Annotated in this window: 14 protein-coding genes; 3 read left to right on the top strand and 11 right to left on the bottom strand. The window is 71.4% G+C overall.

What is annotated here, in order from left to right; all coding sequences use genetic code 11:
- The 4 genes from ACH4F2_RS14800 to ACH4F2_RS14815 form a co-directional block, all read right to left on the bottom strand.
- On the bottom strand, nucleotides 1-299 hold a 299-nt coding region (locus ACH4F2_RS14800), incomplete at its 3' end, for a flavodoxin-dependent (E)-4-hydroxy-3-methylbut-2-enyl-diphosphate synthase (protein ID WP_398133101.1).
- Between the two features lie 271 nt (nucleotides 300-570).
- The gene (locus ACH4F2_RS14805) at nucleotides 571-1,863 is read right to left on the bottom strand and encodes a M50 family metallopeptidase (RefSeq protein ID WP_398133304.1); all 1,293 of its coding nucleotides are present in this window, start codon (nucleotides 1,861-1,863) and stop codon (nucleotides 571-573) included.
- A gap of 8 nt (nucleotides 1,864-1,871) precedes the next feature.
- Nucleotides 1,872-3,128 (bottom strand): 1-deoxy-D-xylulose-5-phosphate reductoisomerase, encoded by a 1,257-nt coding sequence (gene dxr, locus ACH4F2_RS14810; protein WP_398133102.1) that lies wholly within the window; start codon nucleotides 3,126-3,128, stop codon nucleotides 1,872-1,874.
- A 148-nt stretch (nucleotides 3,129-3,276) separates the two neighbouring features.
- Nucleotides 3,277-5,232 (bottom strand): acyl-CoA dehydrogenase family protein, encoded by a 1,956-nt coding sequence (locus ACH4F2_RS14815; RefSeq protein WP_398133103.1) that lies wholly within the window; start codon nucleotides 5,230-5,232, stop codon nucleotides 3,277-3,279.
- Nucleotides 5,233-5,574: 342 nt separating this feature from the next.
- On the opposite strand from ACH4F2_RS14815, the gene ACH4F2_RS14820 reads away from it, so the two are divergent.
- A complete protein-coding gene (locus tag ACH4F2_RS14820; protein ID WP_398133104.1) occupies nucleotides 5,575-6,588 on the top strand; it encodes a LacI family DNA-binding transcriptional regulator in 1,014 nt (337 codons plus the stop codon).
- Nucleotides 6,589-6,777: 189 nt separating this feature from the next.
- Nucleotides 6,778-8,820, top strand: a complete 2,043-nt coding sequence (locus ACH4F2_RS14825; protein ID WP_398133105.1) for a TIM-barrel domain-containing protein — start codon at nucleotides 6,778-6,780, stop codon at nucleotides 8,818-8,820.
- 208 nt (nucleotides 8,821-9,028) lie between these two features.
- Here ACH4F2_RS14825 and ACH4F2_RS14830 read toward each other — a convergent pair whose 3' ends face one another.
- The 7 genes from ACH4F2_RS14830 to ACH4F2_RS14860 form a co-directional block, all read right to left on the bottom strand.
- On the bottom strand, nucleotides 9,029-9,736 hold the full coding sequence (locus ACH4F2_RS14830) for a hypothetical protein (protein ID WP_398133106.1): 708 nt from the start codon (nucleotides 9,734-9,736) through the stop codon (nucleotides 9,029-9,031).
- A 64-nt stretch (nucleotides 9,737-9,800) separates the two neighbouring features.
- A complete protein-coding gene (locus ACH4F2_RS14835) occupies nucleotides 9,801-12,032 on the bottom strand; it encodes a glycosyl hydrolase family 95 catalytic domain-containing protein (RefSeq protein ID WP_398133107.1) in 2,232 nt (743 codons plus the stop codon).
- Nucleotides 12,029-14,005: a beta-galactosidase gene (locus ACH4F2_RS14840; protein ID WP_398133108.1), complete on the bottom strand. Its 1,977-nt coding sequence runs from the start codon at nucleotides 14,003-14,005 to the stop codon at nucleotides 12,029-12,031. Before ACH4F2_RS14840 ends, ACH4F2_RS14835 begins: the two co-directional genes overlap by 4 nt.
- The gene (locus tag ACH4F2_RS14845; RefSeq protein WP_398133109.1) at nucleotides 14,005-16,230 is read right to left on the bottom strand and encodes a WD40/YVTN/BNR-like repeat-containing protein; all 2,226 of its coding nucleotides are present in this window, start codon (nucleotides 16,228-16,230) and stop codon (nucleotides 14,005-14,007) included. The genes ACH4F2_RS14840 and ACH4F2_RS14845 overlap by 1 nt, the downstream gene beginning before the upstream one ends.
- Before the next feature lie 148 nt (nucleotides 16,231-16,378).
- On the bottom strand, nucleotides 16,379-17,314 hold the full coding sequence (locus ACH4F2_RS14850; protein WP_398133305.1) for a carbohydrate ABC transporter permease: 936 nt from the start codon (nucleotides 17,312-17,314) through the stop codon (nucleotides 16,379-16,381).
- Nucleotides 17,315-17,328: 14 nt separating this feature from the next.
- Nucleotides 17,329-18,366: an ABC transporter permease gene (locus ACH4F2_RS14855; protein ID WP_398133110.1), complete on the bottom strand. Its 1,038-nt coding sequence runs from the start codon at nucleotides 18,364-18,366 to the stop codon at nucleotides 17,329-17,331.
- A 25-nt stretch (nucleotides 18,367-18,391) separates the two neighbouring features.
- Nucleotides 18,392-20,080 carry an extracellular solute-binding protein gene (locus ACH4F2_RS14860; protein ID WP_398133111.1) on the bottom strand — a complete coding sequence of 563 codons (1,689 nt, stop codon included), beginning with the start codon at nucleotides 20,078-20,080 and terminating at the stop codon, nucleotides 18,392-18,394.
- Nucleotides 20,081-20,471: 391 nt separating this feature from the next.
- On the opposite strand from ACH4F2_RS14860, the gene ACH4F2_RS14865 reads away from it, so the two are divergent.
- Nucleotides 20,472-23,366, top strand: a complete 2,895-nt coding sequence (locus ACH4F2_RS14865; RefSeq protein WP_398133112.1) for a glycoside hydrolase family 3 C-terminal domain-containing protein — start codon at nucleotides 20,472-20,474, stop codon at nucleotides 23,364-23,366.
- Nucleotide 23,367 lies beyond the last annotated feature (1 nt).

The raw sequence follows: 23,367 nt of genomic DNA on the forward strand, positions 1-23,367 counted from the left end.
GGCTGGAAGTGGATGTCGGCGATCACCGGGATCTGCGACTTCTTCGCGATCACGGCCAGCGCGTCCGCGTCGTCCTGCGTGGGACAGGCCACCCGGACGATCTGGCAGCCCGAGGCCGTCAGCTCGGCGATCTGCTGGAGCGTCGCGCCGACGTCCGACGTACGGGTCGTGGTCATGGACTGCACCGACACGGGGGCGTCACCGCCCACCGCCACGGACCCGACCTGGATCTGCCGGCTCTTGCGGCGCTCGGCGAGCCTGGTCGGAACGGACGGCATGCCGAGAGAAATCGCAGTCATCTGCTGTGCAACCCCAAGTCGTGGATCAGAATCCGGCCCCGTTCAGCGGCGGGCTCCGGCCTTCGAGATTACGGTACGGACGTGAACGTCAGACACACGGTGTACGGGAGATCCATCCTTTGGCGCCCGTCTGCCGGGTGACCGGTGTGAAGCCCGGTCCGGAGGGACATGCTCTCCGGATCGGGCTTCTCATCCGATTGGTCAGATCGTACGAATCACATGGATCGTCCGGATCATCCGACTCGCGTGAACCATGCGGATCACCCGCACCTCAGCTGATCCGTACCGGATTGACGACGTCCGCCACCAGCACCAGCAGCGTGAAGCAGACGAAGATGCCCGCCACCACGTAGGCCACCGGCATCAGCTTCGCCACGTCGAACGGGCCCGGGTCCGGGCGCCGGAGCAGTCTGGCCGCGTTCCGGCGCAGCGACTCCCACAGCGCGCCCGCGATGTGGCCGCCGTCGAGCGGCAGCAGCGGGAGCATGTTGAAGAGGAACAGGGAGAGGTTGAAGCCGGCCACCAGCATCACGAACATGGCCAGCTGCTGGCTGGCCGGGATGTCCAGGGTGGCGATCTCGCCGCCGACGCGGGCGGCGCCGACGACACCCATCGGGGAGTCCGCCTCGCGGGGTCCGTCGCCGAAGGCCGCGTCCCACAGGGCCGGGATCTTGGCGGGCAGGGCGGCGAGGGAGTCGACGGCGTCGCCGATCCGGTCGCCCATCCAGGTCACGGACTGGCCGAAGTCCTGTTTCACCACGCCGGTGGCGGCGCTGAAGCCGAGGAAGCCCGCGGTGACGTACTCGCCCTCGACAATCTGTCCGTTCGCGTCCTTCTTCGCCACCTGGTTGGTGGCGATGGTCGCCTGGAGGGTGACCTCCTGGCCTCCGCGCTCGACGACGACCGGCACCTGCTCGCCGGGGTTGGCGCGGATCATGTCGGACAGCCGGTCCCAGTCGTCGGTCCGTACGCCGTCGAAGGAGACGATCTTGTCGCCCGCCTTGAGGCCGGCCGCCGCGGCCGGGGAGGCCGGGTCGGACTTTGTGCAGTCGTCGCGGTTCTCGGTCTGCGAGATGACGCACTGGGAGACGGAGCTGACGGTGGTGGTCTGCTGCGAGATGCCGAAGCCCATGAGGACGGTGAGGAACAGCACCACCGCGAGGATGAGGTTCATGAACGGGCCCGCGAACATCACGATGACCCGTTTCCAGGGCTTGCGCGTGTAGAACAGGCGCTTCTCGTCACCCGGCCGCAGTTCCTCGAAGGCGGCCGAGCGGGCGTCCTCGATCATGCCGCGCCAGGGCGAGGTGGAGCGGGCCTCCAGCCGGCCGTCGGCGCCGGGCGGGAACATGCCGATCATGCGGATGTAGCCGCCGAACGGGATGGCCTTGATGCCGTACTCCGTCTCGCCCCTCTTCCGTGAGAAGAGCGTCGGGCCGAAGCCGACCATGTACTGCGGGACGCGGATGCCGAAGAGCTTGGCCGTGGACAGGTGCCCCAGCTCGTGCCAGGCGATCGAGAACAGCAGGCCGACCGCGAAGACGACTATGCCGAGGATGAACATCAGGGTCGTCATGCACGGGCCTCCGCCGTCTGTGCCGCCAGTTGCCGGGCCCGGGTACGGGCCCAGGTCTCCGCTTCGAGGACGTCCGGGACGGTGAGCGAGGTTCCCGTACGGGGGGTGCCGTGTTCCTCGACCACCCGCGTGACGGTCTCCATGATCCCGAGATACGGCAGCGCACCGGAGCGGAACGCCTCCACGCACTCCTCGTTCGCGGCATTGAACACCGCCGGGGCCGTACCCGCGAGCTCCCCGACGTGCCGGGCCAGGTTCACCGAGGGGAAGGCCTCGTTGTCGAGCGGGAAGAACTCCCAGGTCGACGCCTTGCTCCAGTCGAAGGCGGGGGCGGCGTCGGGGACGCGTTCGGGCCAGCCGAGGCCGACGGCGATGGGCCCGCCCATGTCGGGGGGCGTGGCGTGGGCCAGTGTCGATCCGTCCGTGTACTCGACCATCGAGTGGACATACGACTGCGGGTGCACGACCACCTCGATGCGGTCGAAGGGAATGTCGTAGAGGAGGTGTGCCTCGATCACCTCCAGGCCCTTGTTGACGAGGGTGGCGGAGTTGATCGTGATCACCGGGCCCATGGCCCAGGTGGGGTGGGCGAGGGCGTCCTCGACGGTGACGGCCGCCAGCTGCTCCTTCGTACGGCCCCGGAAGGGGCCGCCGGACGCGGTGACGACCAGCTTGCGCACGTCGGCGCGGGTGCCGGCGGCCAGCGCCTGGAAGAGCGCGGCGTGCTCGGAGTCGACCGGGATGATCTGCCCCGGCTTGGCGAGGGCCTTGACCAGCGGGCCGCCGACGATGAGCGATTCCTTGTTGGCGAGCGCCAGGGTGCGGCCCGCCTCCAGGGCGGCCAGGGTCGGGGCGAGGCCGATGGAGCCGGTGATGCCGTTGAGGACGGTGTGGCAGTCGGAGGCGGCGAGCTGGGTGGCCGCCTCCGGTCCGGCGAGGATCTCGGGGAGCGGCTCCCCGGGGCCGTACTGGCCGCTCAGCGCTTCGCGCAGGGCGGGGACGACGTCCTCGCGGGCCACGGCGACGGTCCGTGCCTTCAGCCGGTACGCCTGCTCGGCGAGGAGGGCGACCCGGCCGCCGTTGGCGGACAGGCCGGTGACCCGGAAGCGGTCCGGGTTGCGCAGCACGAGGTCGATGGCCTGGGTCCCGATCGACCCGGTGGACCCGAGGACGACCACGTCCTTCGGGCCGTCGCCCGCCACCGGGTCGTAGACGAGGTGGGGGTCGGCGAGTGGGGCTGGACTGTCGCTCATCCCCCCATTGTGGCCGCAACGGCCCTCCGGGAGGACAGCGCGTCCCTCGCACGGGTGTCGCGATGCCCGCCCGGGGTGGGGGCGGGCCGCTGCGGCGGTCCCCGCCGGGGTGCGGGCGGCCCCGGCGGGGACCTGACGTGCGACCGTTCTACCTGATGGGGCGGTGGACGTTCTCCCGCTGTGCCGGGCCCGGTGTCGCGTCCGCGATCCACGGGCCGTCGCCCGACGGGTCGACGACGCCCTGCTCCAGCCACTGGTACGCGCCGCCCAGCACGCCCTTGACGACCTTGCGGTCGACGTCGTCGGTGTTGGTCCACAGGCGGCCGAAGAGTTCCTCGACGCGGATGCGGGCCTGGCGGCAGAAGGCGTCGGCGAGCTGGTAGGCCTCGCGGCCGTGGTCGCCCTCGGCGCGCAGGTGCTCGGCACGGACGCAGGCGGCGCTCATCGCGAACAGTTCCGCGCCGATGTCGACGATCCTGCCGAGGAAGCCCTGCTTGGTCTCCATCCGGCCCTGCCAGCGGGACATGGCGTAGAAGGTGGACCGGGCGAGCTTGCGGGCGGCGCGTTCGACGTAGCGCAGGTGTCCGGACAGGTCCTGGTGGCCGGACGGGTGGAAGTCGGCGTAGGAGCGAGGGAGCCGGCCCGGTCCGGCGACGAGCCTGGGCAGCCACTTGGCGTAGAAGACGCCCGCCTGCGCGCCCGCCCGCGCCTTGTCGGAGAGGGTCTTGTCGGGGTCGATCAGGTCGCCGGCCACCGAGAGGTGGGCGTCGACGGCCTCGCGCGCGATCAGCAGGTGCATGATCTCGGTGGAGCCCTCGAAGATGCGGTTGATCCTGAGGTCGCGCAGGAGCTGCTCGGCGGGGACCGCGCGCTCGCCGCGTGCTTCGAGGGAGGCCGCGGTCTCGAAGCCCCGGCCGCCGCGGATCTGGACCAGCTCGTCGGCCATCAGGCAGGCCATCTCGGAGCCGTAGAGCTTGGCGAGTGCGGCCTCGATCCGGATGTCGTTGCGGTCCTCGTCGGCCATCTGGGAGGAGAGGTCCAGGACGGCCTCCAGGGCGAACGTGGTCGCCGCGATGAAGGAGATCTTCGAACCGACCGCCTCGTGCAGCGCGACCGGCTTGCCCCACTGCTCGCGCACCGCCGACCACTCGCGGGCGATCTTCAGGCACCACTTGCCGGCGCCCACGCACATGGCGGGGAGCGAGAGGCGCCCGGTGTTGAGCGTGGTCAGGGCGATCTTCAGGCCGGCCCCCTCGGGGCCGATGCGGTGGGCGGCCGGGACGCGCACCCGGTGGAAGCGGGTGACGCCGTTCTCCAGGCCGCGCAGGCCCATGAAGGCGTTGCGGTTCTCCACCGTGATGCCCTCGGAGGCGGCCTCCACGACGAAGGCGGTGATGCCGCCCTTGCCGCCCTGGCCGTCCTCGGACTTCGGGACGCGGGCCATGACGACGAGCAGGTCGGCGACGACGCCGTTGGTCGTCCACAGCTTCACGCCGTCGAGGACGTAGTCGTCGCCGTCCCGGACGGCGGTGGTCGCCAGTCGCGCCGGGTCCGAGCCGACGTCCGGCTCGGTCAGCAGGAACGCCGAGATGTCGGTGCGGGCGCAGCGCGGCAGGAACGTGTCCTTCTGCTCCTCGGTGCCGAACATCTTCAGCGGCTGCGGCACACCGATCGACTGGTGGGCGGAGAGCAGCGCGCCGATCGCGGGATTCGCGGATCCGACCAGGGCGAGGGCCTTGTTGTAGTAGACCTGGGTGAGGCCGAGGCCGCCGTACTTGGTGTCGATCTTCATGCCGAAGGCGCCCAGCTCCTTCAGCCCGGTGATCACGTGGTCCGGGATCCGCGCGTCGCGCTCGATCACGGACCCGTCGATCTTCGTCTCGCAGAAGTCGCGGAGCTTGGCGAGGAACTCCTCTCCGCGCTGGACGTCCTCGTCGGCCGGGAGCGGGTGGGGGTGGATGAGGTCGAGGCGGAAGCGGCCAAGGAACAGCTCCTTGGCGAAGCTGGGCTTGCGCCAGTCCTGTTCCCGGGCCGCCTCCGCGACCTCGCGGGCCTCACGTTCGGTGACGGTGGATCGGGAGGAGGGGGTGGTTGGAGCGGACATGAGGCTCACCTCGCCGCGAATCGGCAATCGGGGGAGGTACGTCCACGAAGATCGCCTGGACTGTTCATACGCGAACTTGCGGACGTACGTGACTAGTCGGTGCTACCCGATCGTATGTACCCGATCCCGGGCGGCCCCACCACCCTTCGCACCGCCGTTCGGCCGATGGCCGCAGGGGAGACGGAGGGCGGACGGAAGGCAGACGGAGCCGGAAGAAAGGTGTCGAAGCGCTTCGACAAACTCTGGACACCCACCCTCCCTGAGGCTACTGTCGAACCACCCTCACTCGCTTTCGTCCACCCCGCGCGCTGTCGAAGCGCTTCACAAAGCTTGGAGAGCTGGATGGTCACCCTCGCCGAGGTCGCCCAGCACGCCGGAGTCTCGGCGAGCACGGTGAGCTATGTCCTCAGCGGCAAGCGGTCCATCTCCACCACCACCCGGCAGCGGGTCGAGGAGAGCATCCGGAAGCTCGGCTACCATCCGAACGCCGGCGCCCGCGCCCTGGCCAGCAGCAGGTCGAACATCATCGCGCTGATGATCCCCCTGCGCACGGACATGTACGTGCCGGTGATGATGGAGATCGCCATCGCGGTCGCGACCAGCGCGCGCAGTCACGGGTACGACATCCTGCTGCTCACCGGCGAGGAGGGCCCCGACGCGGTGCGCCGCGTCACCGGCAGTGGGCTCGCCGACGCGATGATCCTCATGGACGTCGAACTCGACGACGAGCGGCTGCCCCTGCTGCGGGGCACGGACCAGCCGTCCGTGCTGATCGGTCTGCCCGCCGACACCACCGGGCTGACCTGCGTCGACCTGGACTTCCGGGCGACCGGTGCACTGTGCGTGGAGCATCTGGCGAAGCTGGGGCACCGGGACATCGCCGTCATCGGCGAGGCTCCCGCGGTCTACGAACGGCACACCGGCTTCGCCGAACGCACCCTGGACGGGTTGCGCGCCCGGGCCCGGGAGCTGGAGCTGCGGCTGCTGCACCGGCCCTGTGAGGGCGGGTACGACGCGATGGCCGCGACCCTCGCCCGCGTCTTCGACGAACGCCCGGACACCACGGGCTTCGTCGTCCAGAACGAGTCGGCGGTCGAGCCGCTGCTCGCCCTGCTGCGCCAGCAGGGCAGGGCGGTGCCCGAGGACGTGTCGGTGGTCGCGGTCTGCCCCGAGCAGGTCGCCACCCAGGCCTCGGTGCGGCTCACGTCGGTCGCCGTGCCCGCGCAGGAGATGGGCCGGCATGCCGTGGAACAGCTGGTCGCCAAACTGGACGGGCGCGGGAGCGACGAAGTCGTGCTGCTCGCGCCGGAGCTGACGGTCCGGGCCAGCTCGGGGCCGGCACCCGTCCGGTCGTAGAACACACCGCGCACCGTCCGCACGCAGTCGCACGCATGCGCTCGTAGCCCACAGCCCGTTCGCAGCCCACCGCCCGGCCGTCACGCACGCGACCCGCTCGCCGCGGCCGCCCTCCCACGCACCTCGTCACCGCTCGGCCCGCCCGTGCCAGGGCACCGCCATGTCCGCACTCCCCCAGGAGCCTGCCTCGTGAACCAGCCTGCCGAGACACAGCCCAAGGTCAGCCTCGCCCAGTCCTCCCCCACCGTCGGCACGTTCCGCGAGCGGGACGGCGCGCTGGAGTGGAGCGGCCGTCAGGAGACCGTCCGCATCGAGGCGTGGGGGCCGGACGCGGTCCGGGTCCGGGCCCGCCTCGGCGGGCCGGTGCTGGAGGGCCTGCCGGGGGCACTCCTCACCGAGGCCCCGCCGACCGAGTCCACCGTGAAGATCGAGGACGGACACGGCTCACTGACCGTCGGGGCGCTGACCGTGGAGGTCGATCCCGAGGGACAGGTGCGCTTCGTACGGACCGCGGACGGTGGTGAGCTGCTGGCCGAGGAGCGCGCCCACTTCTGGTGGCCCGGCCCGCGCCTGTACACGGCCGTCGGCGGCGGGCACCACCGGCTGGAGCAGCGGTTCGCCGCCTACGACGACGAGAAGCTGTACGGCCTCGGCCAGCACCAGCACGGCCGCCTCGACCAGAAGGGCCTGGTCGTGGACCTGGTCCAGCGCAACGCCGAGGTCTCCATCCCGGTCCTCACCTCCAGCCGCGGCTACACGCTGCTGTGGAACAACCCGGCGATCGGGCGCGTGGAGCTGGCCCACAACGGCACGCGCTGGGTCGCCGACTCCGCCCGCCAGATCGACTACTGGATCACTGCCGGCACCCCGGCCGGCACGCAGCGCCGCTACAGCGCGGTGACCGGCCGTACGCCGATGCTGCCCGCGTGGGCGGCCGGCTTCTGGCAGTGCAAGCTGCGCTACCGCACCCAGGACGAACTCCTCGCCGTGGCCCGGGAGTACAAGCGGCGCGGGCTGCCCATCGACGCCATCGTCTGCGACTTCTTCCACTGGACGCACCTGGGCGAGTGGAAGTTCGACCCCGCCGAGTGGCCCGACCCTGCGGCCATGGTCCGTGAGCTGGACGAGCTGGGCATCAAGCTGGTGGTCAGCGTCTGGCCGTCGGTGTCCCCGCTGAGCGAGAACCACCCGGTCATGGAGCAGCGGGGCTACTTCATCGGCACCCAGTACGGTCCGATGGCGCACGCCGACTGGCCGGACAAGGAGGTCGCGTCGACGGTCCAGGTGGCCTTCTACGACGCCACCAACCCCGAGGCCCGCGATTTCGTGTGGTCGAAGGTCAAGGAGAACTACCTCGACAAGTACGGCATCACGGCCTTCTGGCTGGACGCCTGCGAGCCCGAGCTGAAGCCCGGCTTCCCGGAGAACCTGCGCTACTGGGCGGGCCCGGGCCTGGAGGTCGGGAACATGTACCCGGCCGAGAACTCCCGCGCCTTCGACGAGGGCCTGCGCGCCGCCGGCGTGGACGAGGTGATCACCCTCAACCGCTCGGCGTGGGCCGGCAGTCAGCGCCACGGCGCCGCCCTGTGGTCCGGCGACATCGGCACCGACTTCGCGACCCTGCGCCGCCAGGTCGCGGCCGGTCTGAACACCGCGCTCTCCGGCATCCCCTGGTGGAACACGGACATCGGCGGCTTCCACGGCGGCGACCCGGACGACCCGGCGTACCGCGAGGTGATGATCCGCTGGTTCCAGTTCGGCGCGCTGTCGCCTCTGATGCGTCTGCACGGCTTCCGCGACCCGGGCATGCCGCTGGGCCCGGACATGACCGGCGGTCCGAACGAGGTGTGGTCGTACGGCGAGGAGGCGTACCCGGTCCTCGAGAAGTACCTGCGGCTGCGCGAGCGGCTGAAGCCCTACGTGCTCGACGTCATGCGGGAGGCGCACGAGGAGGGGCTGCCGGTGATGCGGCCGCTGTTCCTGGAGTTCCCCGAGGACCCGGCGGCCTGGCCGGTGGACGACGCCTATCTCTTCGGCCGGGATCTGCTGGTCGCGCCGGTGCTGACGGCGGGCGCCACGGTCCGGACGACGTACCTTCCGGCGGGTGCGCGGTGGACGGACGCGTGGACGGGTGAGACGTACGAGGGCGGGGCGGCCGTGACGGTCGACGCGCCGCTGGACCGTATCCCGCTGTTCCTGCGGGACGGGGCCGAACTGCCGGTGGCCGGGTAGCAGCCCCGCGGCGGTCGCCGGTGGGCGTCCCGTACCCCCGGCCCGGGTCCGGCCCGGGGGTCGGCCCGGGATCCCCCCGGGGGGTCGGCCCGGGGGTCGGCCCGGGGTCGGGCGCCCCCGCGCTGCATGCCGCCGTTCGGCGCCCGCCGGGCCGGCGCCGGGGCCGACCGTGCCTGACGGCACCGCCGGCCCCGGCGAGGAGGCTGCGTCAGCCGCTGCTGACCGACATGCTGTTGGTCCGGAAGTCCAGGCCGCCGGGCGACGAGGTGATCTCGTAGCCGAACTGCACGTCGCCGATGGTCTCGTTGCCCATCCAGCCCTTGGTGTCCTTGATCCATTTCAGGATCGGCAGGATCTGGACGCTCCCCGAGTTCGAATCCGAGGTGCGCAGGAACGAGAAGACCTCGTTGGCGCCGTTGTCGCCCTTGTAGACGTTCCAGGTGTGGCCGCCGAGGGCGACCGTCCCCTGAGGGCTGCCGAGCGGGCCGACGGCTCCGTTGTGGTTGACCCAGAGCATGATCTCGTAGTCGTAGTCCGTGTCCCAGATGTCGTACGACGTGTTGTACGCGCCGGACGACGGGACCGTGACGTCGTAGCTGCTGCTGAGCGAGGTGAGGGAGGTGATCGGCTTGTTGATCACCTTCTTGGCGTTCGGGTAGGACTTGATGCCACCGGTGCCCGGGTGGTCGGCCCGGACGCCCCAGTTGGTGCCCGAGTCGGCCCAGACGCACTGGTCGCCGGCGCCGGAGCCCCAGATGTTGTTGTAGAGGGTGTAGCCGTTCAGTTGCGTGTTGCCCCACTGGTCGCAGGAGTTCCACACGGCGGCCTGGGCGGGGGCGGAGGCGAGGCCGACGGTTGCGCCGAGCGCGAGGGCCGGGGCGAGGAGGGCGGTCAGGGTGCGGGTGCGTGGTGCCATGGCGTTTCCTTCCATGGGTGGGGGGAGGTGCTGGTGGTGCGGGTGATGCGGTGGTGCGGTGGTGCTACCGCGTCTTGAGGTTGATGACGCGGGTCTCTCCGGCGACGAGGTCGAGCGGCTCGGCGCCGGAGGGGGTCCGGAGTTCGACACGGTGCGTGCGGCCGGGGCGCAGGTGGGCCGTCGCGTCGCCGTCGGGCGTCCAGGTGAGGTCCAGTGCCGCCCCGAACCGGGTGCGTATGCCCTTGATCTCGCCCTGTGGGCAGGACTGGGGCAGGGCGGGCAGCAGGACCAGCCGGTCGGGGGTGGACTGCACGAGCATCTCGATGAGCACGGCCGGGAGCGCGTGCGCGGCGTCCGCGTTGTAGACGTCGCGGTGGGGGTAGTGCGCGCTCATCAGGGAGGCGTGGAAGAAGTCGCCGTCGAGCACCTGGCCGAGGGCGTGGGCGACCCGGGCGCCGTCCCGCAGCCGGGCCGCGATCAGGGCGTGGTGGAGGTGGCCGTGGGCGGAGTCGTTCTCGGCGCCGCGCAGTTCGAGGGCCCGGTGGGCTGCCTCGGCGAGTTCGGGGGTGTCGTACGGGTTGATCTCGTCGAGCGGCCAGACGCCGTAGAGGTGGCTGAGGTGGCGGTGGTCGTAGGTGTCCCGCAGGCCGGGCCGGGCCCATTCGGCGAGGGCGCCGTCGGCGTTGGTCCGGTGCGGTGGGAGGCGGTCGGCCAGGGCGCGCCAGCGGTCGGCGTGCTCGGGGTGGCGGTCGGCGGCGGTCAGCAGGGCGTGCCGGGCGGCGGAGAGGTCCATGGCCGCGTTGACGGTGCCCCAACTGGCGTTCGCGGGGCGGTTCTCCGGCGAGTAGGAGGGAACGACGAGCACGTGGCCGCTGTCGTCGGTCCGGGTGAGGAAGTCCTCGTAGAAGAACGCGGCCTCGGCGAGCACGGCGGTGGTGCGGGGGTCATGGGCGCCGCGGGTCTCGTCGTGGTCGACGAGGGGTTTGATCAGCCAGTCCGCGCCGGCCGTCCACAGGTGCAGCGGGTACTCGCGGCTGAAGTGGTAGGTGTGTCCCGACTCACCGTCCGTGTGGGAGGGGGCGACGACACCGCGGGTGCCGAAGATCGCGCGGGCGTTGTCCCGCCAGTCCGGGAGTTGCCGGTGGACCAGGGCGGCGTGGGCCTCGGTCACCTCGGGGAGGGCGGCGGCCGCGGCACAGGCGGTCTGGAGGTTGAGGTTGGCGTTGGTGGTGAACGCCCCTGACCAGGCCGTGTCCCAGTCACCGGTCCACAGGCCGGTCAGGCGGGGCGGGAGCATTCCGCTGGCCGACAGGAGGTGGTAGCGGCCGGCGGCGAAGAGGCGCTCCAGGAGGGCCGTGCCGCGGGGGCGGCCGAGCAGCGCGGAGCCCGGCAGGGCGCGTTCGGCGGGGTCGGCGGCGAGGTCGAGGGTGACACGGTCGTAGGCGGTGCGGTGGAGGGCGAGGTGCCTCTCGAGGAGACGGTCGTACGACGTCCCGTCCGGCAGGTCGCGCAGGGCGCGGCCCTCGGTGATCACGTCCAGCTCGCCGGTGTGCCGGTGCACCCGGGTGAGGAGCAGTACCTCCGTGGCGCCCTCGACGAGTACGCCGGGCGGGACCAGTTTCGTGGTGCCGCCGGTGACGGCGACCAGGGTGACGCCGGTGTACGCCAGGTCGCTGCCGGGGTAGCGGGCGCGCAGGCTGAGCAGGGCACCCTCGGGGGTGAGGGCGGCGCCGTGGCCGACGCCCAGCCCGGCGGGGGCGCCGGGGAGGCGGGGGTCGAGGGACAGGTCGAGGGTGAGGTGCGGCGCGGTGACGCGCTGGACGATCACGTCGTCGGCGCGGGAGACGAAGACGCGGCTGGTCCAGGGCCCACAGGTGGCGGTCGTCTCGCCGGTGGTGAAGTCGACGGAGCGGTGGTAGGCGGCGTGGGCGTCGCCGGGCGGTCTGTTCAGGCGGAGCTGGAAGGCCGGGTGGAAGGGGCGTACCCATCGCAGCGGGCGGCCGTCGGTGAAGCTCTCGGCGGCCGCCCGGTCGCCGCCCAGCAGGCGGTCCTGGAGGGCGGGGAGGTCGGCGGCGAGCCGGGGCGGGCGACGGTGCTCGTCGTCGCCGTTCGGGCGGACGAGGGTGTGGTGGGTGACGACGACCCGGTCGGCGTCGGGGTCACCGAACACGAGGGCGCCGTGGTGGCCGTTGCCGCTCAGGAAGGCGTCCTCCCAGCGGGCGGCGGGCTCGGGCTCCCAGGTGCCGTGCACGGGCCCGCCGGGTGACTGCGCCTCTGTGAGGGGAGAGCCGGTCATCGGGCCGACTCCGTGAGGACCGCCACGCCGTAGCGGCCGAGGGTGACGCGGTCGGTGACGGTCGCGTCGGTCAGCAGGTCGCGGTGGGTGCCCGGCACGTCCACGGTGACCTGCTCGCGGCCGTGGTGGAGGAGGAAGAGCAGGTCGCCGCGGCGTACGGCCTCGACGTCGGCCGGGAGTTGGTCGAGCACGGGGTGGGCACCCGCCTCGGCGGCGACGCGGGCGAGCAGGTCGCGCAGCGCGCCCGGCTCGGGGAGGGTGGAGAGGTACCAGGCCCGGTCCTTGCGCAGGACGGCCGGGAGTCCGTCCAGCTCACCGCCCTTGTAGAGGACGGTCTCGGTGGCGGTGCCGTCGGGCTCGATCTCCTCCGACCAGAGGGTGCCGCGGAAGCCGTCGCAGGCGGCCGTACCGTCCGCCTCCAGGGGCCACCACTCGTGCAGGGTGCGGATGCCGAACAGCTCGCGCAGCCGGGAGTCCATGCCGCCGGCCCTGATCCGGTCGTCCTCGTCGGCGACGCCGGTCTGGAAGCCGCAGACGAGGGTTCCGCCGCCGCGGACGTAGGCGAGGAGGTTGTCGATCGCCGCGTCCGTGAGCGCGTAGAGCTGGGGTACGAGGACCGCCTTGTACGGGGTCAGGTCGTGCTCGGGGTGGGCGAAGTCGGTGGTGAGGTGGGCCTCCCACAGCGCGCGGTGCCAGGCGCGCAGGACGTCGGTGTAGTCGAAGCCGGTGGAGGGGCGGCCGTCCTGGGCGCCGGCCCACCAGGAGTGCCAGTCGTGCAGGACGGCGACGTCGGCGGTGACCGTGGCGTCCGCCGCGTGCGGGCCGAGCTTCGCGAGGTCGGCGCCGAGCTGCTTGACCTCCTGGTAGGTGCGGCCCTCGGCCCCCGCGTGGGAGACCATCCCGGAGTGGAACTTCTCGGCGCCCTGCCTCGACTGGCGCCACTGGAAGTAGCAGAGGGCGTCCGCGCCGCGGGCGACGGCCTGGAGGGACCACAGGCGGTTGAGGCCGCGCGGCTTGGGGTGGTTCGCGGCGCGCCAGTTGACGGGTCCGGCCGCCTGCTCCATGAGCATCCACGGGCCGCGGGCCTGGGAACGGGTCATGTCCTGGACCAGGGCGCCCTCCTGTGCGCCGAACGGGTCGCGCGGGTCGGGGTAGAGGTCGACGGAGACGACGTCCTCCTCCTCGGCCCAGCGCCAGGCGTCCTGACCGGACCAGAGCGGCATGAAGTTGGTGGTCACGGGGAGGTGCGGGGTGTGGCGGCGGACGATGTCCCGTTCGGCGACGTAGCACTCCAGGAGCATGTCGGAGGTGAAGCGCCGGAAGTCCAGGACCTGGGTGGGATTCTTCAGGTAGTGGGTGCGGCGGGCCGGCAGGATCTCCGCCCAGTCGCCGTAGCCCTGGCTCCAGAAGGCGGTGCCCCAGGCCGCGTTGAGTGCGTCGAGGGTGCCGTAGCGGTCCTGGAGCCAGCGGCGGAAGCGGGTGGCGGCCTCGTCGCCGTGGTCGTAGGTGCAGTACTCGTTGTTGATGTGCCACATGGTGAGGGCGGGGTGGCCGGCGTAGCGGGCGGCCAGGGCCTCGGTGATGGCGGCGGCGTGGCGGCGGTAGGTGGTGCTGGAGTGCGAGAAGTGCTGCCGGCCGCCCCACCACTCGGTGCGGCCGTCCTCGTCGCGGGGCAGGGTGTCCGGGTGCAGGTGCCCCAGCCAGGGCGGGGGCGAGGCGGTGGGGGTGGCGAGGACGACGCCGATGCCGCCGGCGTGCATCAGGTCCATCAGGCGGTCCAGCCAGCCGAAGTCGTGTACGCCCGGGCGCGGTTCGAGCTTCGCCCAGGAGAAGACGCCGAGGGTGACGGAGTTGACGCCGGCGTCCTTCATGAGGCGGACGTCCTCGTGCCAGGTCTCCTCGGGCCACTGCTCGGGGTTGTAGTCGCCGCCGTAGAGGATGCGGTGGCGGGTGGTGTCCGACAGGTTGGGCATCAGCGTGGCTCTCCGTACTGGATGCCGCGTCCGTTGGTGGCGAGGTAGACGCGGCCGTACACGCGGGGGTCGCCGGTGATCGTCTCGCCGGTCCACCCCCACTGGTGGTGGTCGTCGTTGATCCGCGTCCAGCTCTTCGCCTCGTCGTCGGAGCGGTAGACGGCGGTGATGGCCTCGGTGGAGCCGACCTGGTAGATCGCCGGGTAGCCGGCGCCGTCGGCGGCCCTGCCGAAGCCGAGGGTGTGGGAGGCCCAGCAGCTCTCCACCTTGGTGAAGGCGCGGCCGCCGTCCGTGGAGCGGTACAGGCCGTTGTACTTGGTGCTCAGCCACAGGTCGCCGGTCCGGCCGGGCGCCGCGACCAGCTTGTACTGGGCGTCACCGGCGGGCAGTCCGGTCGCCCGCGCGGTGAAGGAGCGGCCGCCGTCGGTGCTGGCGAGCAGCGTTCCCGTGTCGGTGTCGTACGCGTAGAAGAGCGTCGGGTCGGCCGGATCGGCGACCGGTGCGGCGCCCTTCGGGAAGGAGGGGACCTCGGACCAGGTCGTGCCGTTGTCCGCCGAGCGGTGGGCGGGGTACCTGGTGCCGTCCCAGTGCACGAAGGACCACAGCAGCACGCTGCCGTCGGCGTTGGTGGCGATCGGTCCCGGTGCGCTCTTGGCGAGGCCGGGCTGGGACGCGAAGGGCGCCCAGGTCCGTCCGCCGTCGTGGGAGTACGCGCCGTTGCCGTGATCGCCCCAGCCCGTCCGGACGACGTACGCCGGTCTGCGCGCCGCCTGCGCGAGTCCTGTCGCCGACCCGGACACGGGGTTCGTCGCCATGCCGTGCGCCGGGGACGCCGTGAGCCGTTCGTGGTACATGACGCCGATGTCCCGTGCCCCGCTGAGCAGGTGAGCCCGCCCGGTCGGGGGCGAGATCAGCTGGGTCACGGACGTCTCCTCCAGGCCGCGGATCTGCGGGGCCCAGTGTCGGAGGTCGCGGGTGCCGTAGAGGGTGGCGCCGGTGCCGTACACGAGGTGCTTCGAGTCGTACGGGTCGAGGGCGACGGCCTGGATCCACCAGCCGAACTTGGGCTTCCCCTCGCCCCACTCGAGGTACGGGGTCTCGGAGACGTCGAAGACGGCGGAGTCCTTCAGGGACGTCCAGGTGCGGCCGCCGTCGGTGGTCCGGTACAGGGTGTCGACCGCCGCCCAGCGGTTGTTGGTGGAGACGACGGCGGTGCCGGGGCGGCGGGCGTCGACGGCTACTCCTCCGTAGCCGAAGCTGTCGGCGGCACCTTCGGGAGTGGTACCGCCGGGCTCGACGGGCGTGACCTCGGACCAACGGCCGTCCGTCGTGCGCAGCTTGTGCACGCTGCCGGTGGACTGGCCGCCCGGGCCCGGCGCGTCGGCGTACGTCACGTACAGCTCGTGGGTGTGCCGGTCGTACGCGGCACGGACCGGGACCTTGGCCGCGGTGCCGGAGGGCTGCCCGGGGACGGGCTCCCAGGTGGTGCCGTCGGCCGTGCGGAAGAGGTTCGGTGCGGTGCCGTCGGCGTCGCCCCAGCCGGCGACAACGGTGCGGCCGGCGGCGACGAGGAGGGTGACGCCCTGGCCGGTGGCGGCCGGGGTGGCGGGGAAGCCGGTGACGGGGGCCCAGGTTGCGCCCCGGTCCGTGGACTTCCAGAGGCCGTCGTGCCGGGTGCCCAGCCACAGGATGTCGCTGTCGCGCGGGTCGACCAGGAGCCGCTCGCCGGTGCCCCGGCCGTCCTCGTTGGCACCGAGCTTCACGGTGAGGTCGGTGCGCCGCCAGGTGTCGCCCCGGTCGTCGGAGCGCAGGACCGCGCCGTTCGCCGACCATGCCTGGGAGTAGGTGCCGCAGGCCAGGTAGACCCGGTTCGGGTGGGCGGGGTCGACGGCCATCGCCTCGACGCCGAGGAGGTTCCAGTCGTCCCAGCCGAGGTGGTCCAGGAGCGGGATCCAGCGGTCGGTGCGGTCGTCCCAGCGGTAGGCGCCGCCGATGTCGGTGCGGGCGTAGGCGAGCCCGCGGACGCGGGGGTGGAAGAGGACGCCGGTGATGAACCCGGTACCGCCGATGACGACGTTGCGCCACCGGTAGGCGGGGGCGTCCGCCGTGTCCTCGGCGGCGTGCGCGCGCCCGGGTGCGAAGGGGACCGCGGTGAGCGCGGCGGCGGCCGCGGTCCCGGCGAGTACGGCGCGCCGGCTCGGGCTGCGTGACACGGACGCATGCATGACATACCTCGTTCTGTGCGGCTCGGGGCGGGGACGGGCGAAGCGGCCGGGTCCGCCGGGGACGGCGGCCGGACAGGAGCGGCCGGGTCCGCCGCGGCCGGCCGCTGGGCAGGAGCGGCCGGCCACGACGGGGCTGGGGAGGAGGGCGTCAGCCCTTCACGGCGCCGGTCAGCATCCCCTTCTTGAAGTGGCGCTGGACGAACGGCGACAGCACGGCCACCGGCAGCAGGGCCATGACCATCACCGCCATCTGCACGGCCAGGCCGGAGAGTTCACCGGTCTTGATCGCCTGGCCGAGGCCGACCGGGGCTTCCTGCTTCTGCACGAGCTGGATCATCACGTTCTGCAGGGGCAGCATGTCCTGGTCGTTCAGGTACAGGGAGGCGTTGAACCAGGCGCTCCAGTAGCCGACGGCGTAGAACAGCGTGATCACCGCGACGACCGCGCGGGACAGCGGCAGGACGATCTGCCACAGGATGCGCAGGTCACCGGCGCCGTCGATGCGGGCGCTGTCGATCAGCTCCTGCGAGATGCCCATGAAGAAGCCGCGCAGCACCAGGATGTTGAAGACGCTGATCGCGCTGGGCAGGATCAGCGCGAGGTAGGTGTCCGTCAGTCCCAGGGACTGCACCAGCAGGTAGGTGGGGATGAGGCCGGCGCTGAAGAACATCGTGGCCAGCAGCAGCATGAGGATCCAGCGGTGGCCGAGTGAGCCGCTGCGGGACAGCCCGTAGGCGCACAGCACCGACACCGCCATCGAGAAGAGGGTGCCGACGAGGGTGATGCCGATACTGACGAGCGCGGCGCGGGTGACCTGGCCGCCGCTGAGCAGTTCCTGGTAGGCGACGAAGGTGATGTCCGTCGGGATCATCACCAGGCCACCGGCCTCGTCGATGGCCTTGCGCGAGGAGAGGCTGGTGACGACGACGATCCACAGCGGGAACACGATGGCCAGGCAGGCCAGCAGCAGGACCAGCCCCTTGCCGGCGAGGCCGACCCGGCTGGGTTTCTCCTCCCACACCGGACGGGGCGGGGCCGCCCACCGGCTGGGCCCGCGCGCGGGCTTGTCGATCGCGGCGGTCACTTCCTGAACGGCGGTCACTTCTTGTACACCCCCTGCTCGCCCATGAGGTGGGCCACCTTGTTCGCTATCAGGACCAGGCCGAGGCTGATGACGCCCTTGACGAGACCGGCGGCGGCCGCGTAGCCGAAGTCCTGGTTGCGTACGCCGTTCCACCACACGAAGGTGTCGAGGACCTCCGCGGCCCCTGGTCCGACGGCGTCGCGTTGCAACAGGATCTGTTCGAAGCCGACCGTCAGGGCGTCACCCACGCGCAGCACCAGCAGCAGGGCGATGACCGGGCGCAGCGCGGGCAGCGTGACGTGCCACATGCGGCGCCAGCGGTTCGCACCATCCATCGCGGCGGCCTCGTACAGGTCGGGGCTGACCGAGGCGAGCGCGGCGAGGAAGACGATGATCCCCCAGCCGGCGTCCTTCCACACGCTCTGCGCGGTGACCAGGAACTTGAAGGTCTCCGGGTCGGTCATGAGGCTGAGGCCGTCGTACCCGTGGTCGCGCAGCAGCTGGGACAGCAGCCCGGCACCGCCGAACAACTGCTGGAAGACGGCGATGACCAGCACCCACGAGAAGAAGTGCGGCAGGTAGAGGATGGCCTGCGAGATCGCCCGCACCCGGGGCCGGACCACGCTGTTGATGAGCAGCGCGAGCAGGATGGGGATCGGGAAGTACAGCACCAGCTGGAGGACGAACAGCAGCAGCGTGTTCTGTACGGAGTTCCAGAAGGCCGAGTCCTCGAAGATGCGCTGGAAGTTCTCCAGGCCCACCCACGGGCTGTTCAGGATGGAGACGATCCCGTTCTCGCTGATGTAGGGGTCGTACTCCTGGAAGGCGACGACGTTGCCGAGGATCGGTACGTAGTTGAAGAGCAGCACCAGCAGGATGGCCGGCAGTGTCATCAGCACCAGCACGCGGTCACGCCGGAACCTGAGTCTGAGGCTCAGCTTCCCCGTGGGCGGCTTCGCCTGGCGGGGGCCGGCGGCGTCGTCGGACGCCGCCGGGGTCTTCTTCGTCGCGTCGGCCTCGGCTCTGGTCCGAGGCACCGTGTTGTGGGACACGGCCGTTCTCCTTGCCTCGGTACCGTCAGCTCGCCGCCGTGCCGTTGTCGTCGAGCAGCTTCTTGTACCAGTCCCGCAGCTTGTCGCCGCCCTTGCTCTTCCAGTCGGAGACGGCCTGCTGCATGTCGCCGATCTTCTTGCGGCCGCGGACGATGTCGTCCTCCAGCTGCTCGAAGTCGTTGGCCAGGTTGGTGTACCGGGCGGGCTCGGTGACCTGCATGCCGTAGAACGTCGGCTTCTTGGTGAGCGCACCCATCCGCTGCTGCCACTCGACCTGGCCCTTGGCGACCTCGGGGAAGTCGGGGTGGGCGATGGTCGCGGCGGGGCTCGCGATCATCACGTAGGCGTTCATCACGTCGATGTTGCCCTGGTCGGTCTTGGCGGGCACGCCGTCCTTGACGGTGTAGTGGGTGCCTTCCACGCCGTAGTTGGTGGCCATGTACTCCTTGGTGCCGTACGGCGCGGCGGTGACGTTGGCGACGGCCAGCACGTCGCGGATCACGGACTCGGACGCGTTCTTGTTGACGAAGGCGAAGATGCTCGCCGGGTTCTGCGCCCACAGCGTGGGCTCACCGCCGTCGTGCCCGAAGAAGTCCATGCCCCAGATCTTGAACTCGGGGTTCTGGACGGCCTGTTCCGCGGTGCGGCTCCACCACTGGGAGATGTCCTGGTTGTAGATGAGGAACTCGCCGGCGGCGAACTTGGGCCCGGGGTCGTTGGCGTTGCTCTTGCCCAGGTGGGCGTCGGGGTGCACGACGCCTGCGGCGAACAGCTTGCGCGTCCACTCCAGGGCCTCGAGGTACTCGTCGGTCTCGATGCGGTAGACCAGCTTGCCGTCGACCTGGTTCCAGCCGAGCGACTTCTCGTTGCCGGAGAGCACGCCGAAGGCGTTCATGGCGGTCCACTTCATGTCCAGGCAGGCCCAGCGCTTGGCCTTGGCGTTGGTGGCCTCCTTGGCCAGCGCCATGAACTCGTCGCAGGACCGGGGGACTTCGTAGCCCTCCTTCTCGAAGATGTCCTGGCGGTACATCGGCACGATGCCGGACACGTACGAGGACGGCATCGGCAGGCCGCGCAGCTTGCCGCCGAAGATGGAGCGCTGCCAGGCGTCGGTGGGGACCGCCGCGAGGTTGGGGAAGTCCTTGACCGCGTCACCGGAGAGGTAGGGGCCCAGGTCGGCGAACTTGCTGATGATGGCGCTGGGTATCTTGCCGGTCATGTTCCAGCCGGGCACGACCACCACGTCGGGCACCTCGCTGGAGGCGAGGACCGCGCCGAGCTTCTGGTCGTAGGTGTTGCCGTCCTGGTTCTGCCAGACCACGTCGACGCCGATGAGGTCGTTCATCGCCTTGTAGTAGGCGTTGCCGTCCTTCGGCGGGGACCCCCAGAACGGCGACATGACGGTGACCTTGCCGCCCTTGCCGAGCTTCTTCGGCACCGAGGTCTTCAGACCCGCGAGGTCGAGCTTGCCGGTGAAGCCGACCGCGGAGCCGTTCTTGCTGGGGATGTCGGGGGTGACCACGTTGCTGGCCACGTACGCCGGCAGCAGCTTCTTGGCGTCATTGCCCGACGTGGTGCCGTCCCGCGAACCTCCGTCCGACCCACCGCCGCAGGCGGAGAGCAGCGGCATCCCTCCCGCCACCGCTGCGGTGGCTACCGCCGTGGAGGCGAGGAACTTTCTCCGGCTGGGACCGGAGGCGGCGTTCGGCGTCATTGCGTCAACCCTTCGTGGCGCACCAGGACACCCGGCGGTGGCCGTCGGCTGCGGTGTCTTGAGTGGAACTGGCTGAGCTGAAGCGGTCGTCGGAGGAATGCCCGGCTGACGTCGCACCCCCAGGTGCACTTCCGGGTCAGAGCCTCTTAGTCGAAGCGCTTCGATGTTGCTGTGAGGTTAAGTGAACGCCTGGGGGTGCACAAGAGTCGATTGCAGAATTCCTCCGACGTGTAGGGAGGACGGGACCCACCCAACCGGGTCATGTGACGCATGGGTTGCCATGACAAGTCGGAGGTGATGCACGGAAGTGTCTTGACACCCACCCCCGGCGCCGATGAGCATCGAAGCGCTTCGAAAGCGTCTCACCGCTCCATCGCAAGGGGAACTCCACGTGACCGCACCCACGCCGCCCGCGCCGCCTTTCCGTGATCCGCACCTGCCGTTCGCGAAGCGCGTCGACGACCTGATGTCGCGGCTCACGCTCGACGAGAAGACCGCGTTCCTGCACCAGTTCGCGCCCGCCGTCGAACGGCTCGGCATCGCCGCCTTCCGCACCGGCCAGGAGGCGCTGCACGGCGTGGCCTGGATGGGCCCGGCGACCGTGTTCCCGCAGGCCGTAGGCCTTGGAGCCACCTGGAACGACGACCTGGTGCGCCGGGTCGGTGAGGCGGTTTCCAAGGAGACCCGGGCGATGCGCGCCCGCGACGACCGCGTCGGCCTCAACGTCTGGGCCCCGACCGTGAACCTGCTGCGCCACCCCCTGTGGGGCCGGGGCGAGGAGGGCTACTCCGAGGACCCGAAGCTCACCTCGGCCATCGCCACCGCCTACACCCGCGGCCTGCGCGGCGAACATCCGACGTACTGGCGCACCGCGCCCGTCCTCAAGCACTGGCTCGCGCACAACAACGAGACGGACCGGGACACGTGCTCGTCGTCCGTCCGCCCGCGCGTTCTGAACGAGTACGACCTGCGGGCCTTCCGCGAGACGGTCGAGGCGGGCGCGGTGGCCGGGGTGATGCCGGCGTACAACCTGGTCAACGGCCGCCCCAACCACGTCTCCCCCTACCTGGAGAGCCATCTGCGCGCCTGGACCGAGGACGACCTCCTGGTCTGCTCCGACGCCGGCGCCCCCTCCAACCTGGTCGACTCCGAGCACTACTTCGACACCCACGAGGAGGCGACCGCCGCCGCGCTGCGGGCCGGGGTGGACAGCTTCACCGACCACGGCACGGACTCCTCGAAGATCGTCGCGCGTGTCCGGGGCGCCCTCGACCAGGGCCTGCTGACCGAGGCGGACGTGGACGCGGCCGTGCGCCGGCAGCTGTCGGTCCGTTTCCGGCTCGGCGAGTTCGACCCGGAGCACGACCCCCACGCGGACTCGGCCGCCTTCGACACACCGGAGCACCGGGCGCTCGCGCGGGAGGCGGCGGAGCAGGCGGTCGTCCTGCTCAAGAACGACGGTGTGCTGCCGCTGGCCGACGGCACCCGGGTCGCCGTCGTCGGTCTGCTCGCCGACGAGTGCAAGCTCGACTGGTACAGCGGCACGCTCATCCACCGCTCCACCCCGCTGGAGGGCCTGTACGAGCGGTTCGGCGCGGAACACGTGAGCTTCGCGGAGGGCGTGGACCGGGTCCGGCTGAGGACCTCGGCCGGTACGTTCCTGCACGTACCCCCGTCGGACGACTCCCCCGACGAGGCGCGCGGCGCCGAGGGCGCCCTCGACCCGGCGCTGCTCGCCGGCCGCACCGACCTGCCGCCCCTCACCACCGACGCCGACGGCACCGAACTCGCGCTCGTCGACTGGGGTGACGGCGTCCTCACCCTGCGCGCGCCGGACGGCCGCTATCTCTCCGTCGCCGAGGACGGCTACCTCCGCGCCTCCGCCGACCAGCCCGGCGGCTGGGTCGTGCAGGAGACGTTCCGCCTGGAACCGCACGGCGACGGGCACCTCCTCCGGCACCTGGGAACGGGTCGTCACGTCCAGGTCGCCGCCGACGGCGTGAAGGTTGCCGCCGCGGACGCCTCTTCGGACGCTTCCTCCGGCGACTCGGACGCCTCCTCGGGCGCCGGGGCCCCGGAGGTCTTCGAGCTGGTCGTCGCCGAGCGCGGCGAGGACGCGGTGACGCGGGCCGCCGCGGAGGCGGACGTGGTCGTGGTGGTCGCGGGCAACGACCCGCACATCAACGGCCGGGAGACCGAGGACCGTACGACGCTGCGGCTGCCCGCCCACCAGGAACGCCTGCTGCGCGCGGCCCGTGCCGCGAATCCCGCCACCGTGCTGGCCCTGGTGTCCGCCTACCCGTACGCCGTCGACGCTCAGGCGCTTCCGGCGGTGCTGTGGACCGCGCACGGCGGCCAGTCGGCCGGCACCGCGCTGGCCCGGGTCCTCGCCGGTGACGTCTCCCCCGCCGGGCGGCTCCCGCAGACCTGGTACGCCGACGACGCCGACCTGCCGGACCTGCTCGACTACGACGTGATCGGCAGCCGCCAGACCTATCTGTACTTCGAGGGAACGCCGCTGTTCCCCTTCGGGCACGGCCTGTCGTACGCGTCCTTCGCGTACGCGGACCTGGCGGCGCGGGCCGGGGACGGGAAGGTGTCCGTCTCCTTCACGGTCACCAACACCGGGAGCGTCACCGCCGACGAGGTCGCCCAGCTCTACGCCCGCGCCGAGAACCCGTCGGTCCCGCGCCCGCGCCGCGAACTGCTGGCCCACCGCAGGGTCACCCTCGCCCCGGGTGCCACGGCGGAGGTCTCCTTCGAAGTCCCGCTGTCCGCGTTCGCGTTCTGGGACGTCGCGCACGACCGGTGGCGGCTCGAGCCGGGCCCGTACGCACTGCTGGTGGGCGCCTCCAGCGAGGACGTACGCCTGTCGGCGGCCGTGACCCTCGACGGCGAGCCCGCCACGCCGCGCCCGGTCCGCGAACGCGGCCTGGAGGCGGCCGGCTTCGACGAGCAGGGCGGCACCCAGATCGTCGACCGGACGAAGGCGGCGGGCGACGCGGTGACGCCGGTGGCGGACCGGACAGGCGAACTGCTCTACCGTGCTTGCGACTTCGGCCCCGGTGTCACCGGCGTGACCGTGACGGTGGCGGGCGGCGAGGGCACCGTGGAGATCGCCCTCGACGGCGGCCCCGCGTCGGCGGTGCTGTCTTTGGAGTCGCCCACCTCAGGACCGTACGACTACACGGAGCTCGACGCCCCGCTGACCGCCGAGGGCGTACACGATCTCCGCATCAGGCTGCGCGGCTCTCTGCGGCTCGCGCACGTCGGCTTCTCCGGCTGAG

The sequence above is a fragment of the Streptomyces sp. NPDC017890 genome (assembly GCF_044328675.1).
Classification (GTDB): Bacteria; Actinomycetota; Actinomycetes; order Streptomycetales; family Streptomycetaceae; genus Streptomyces.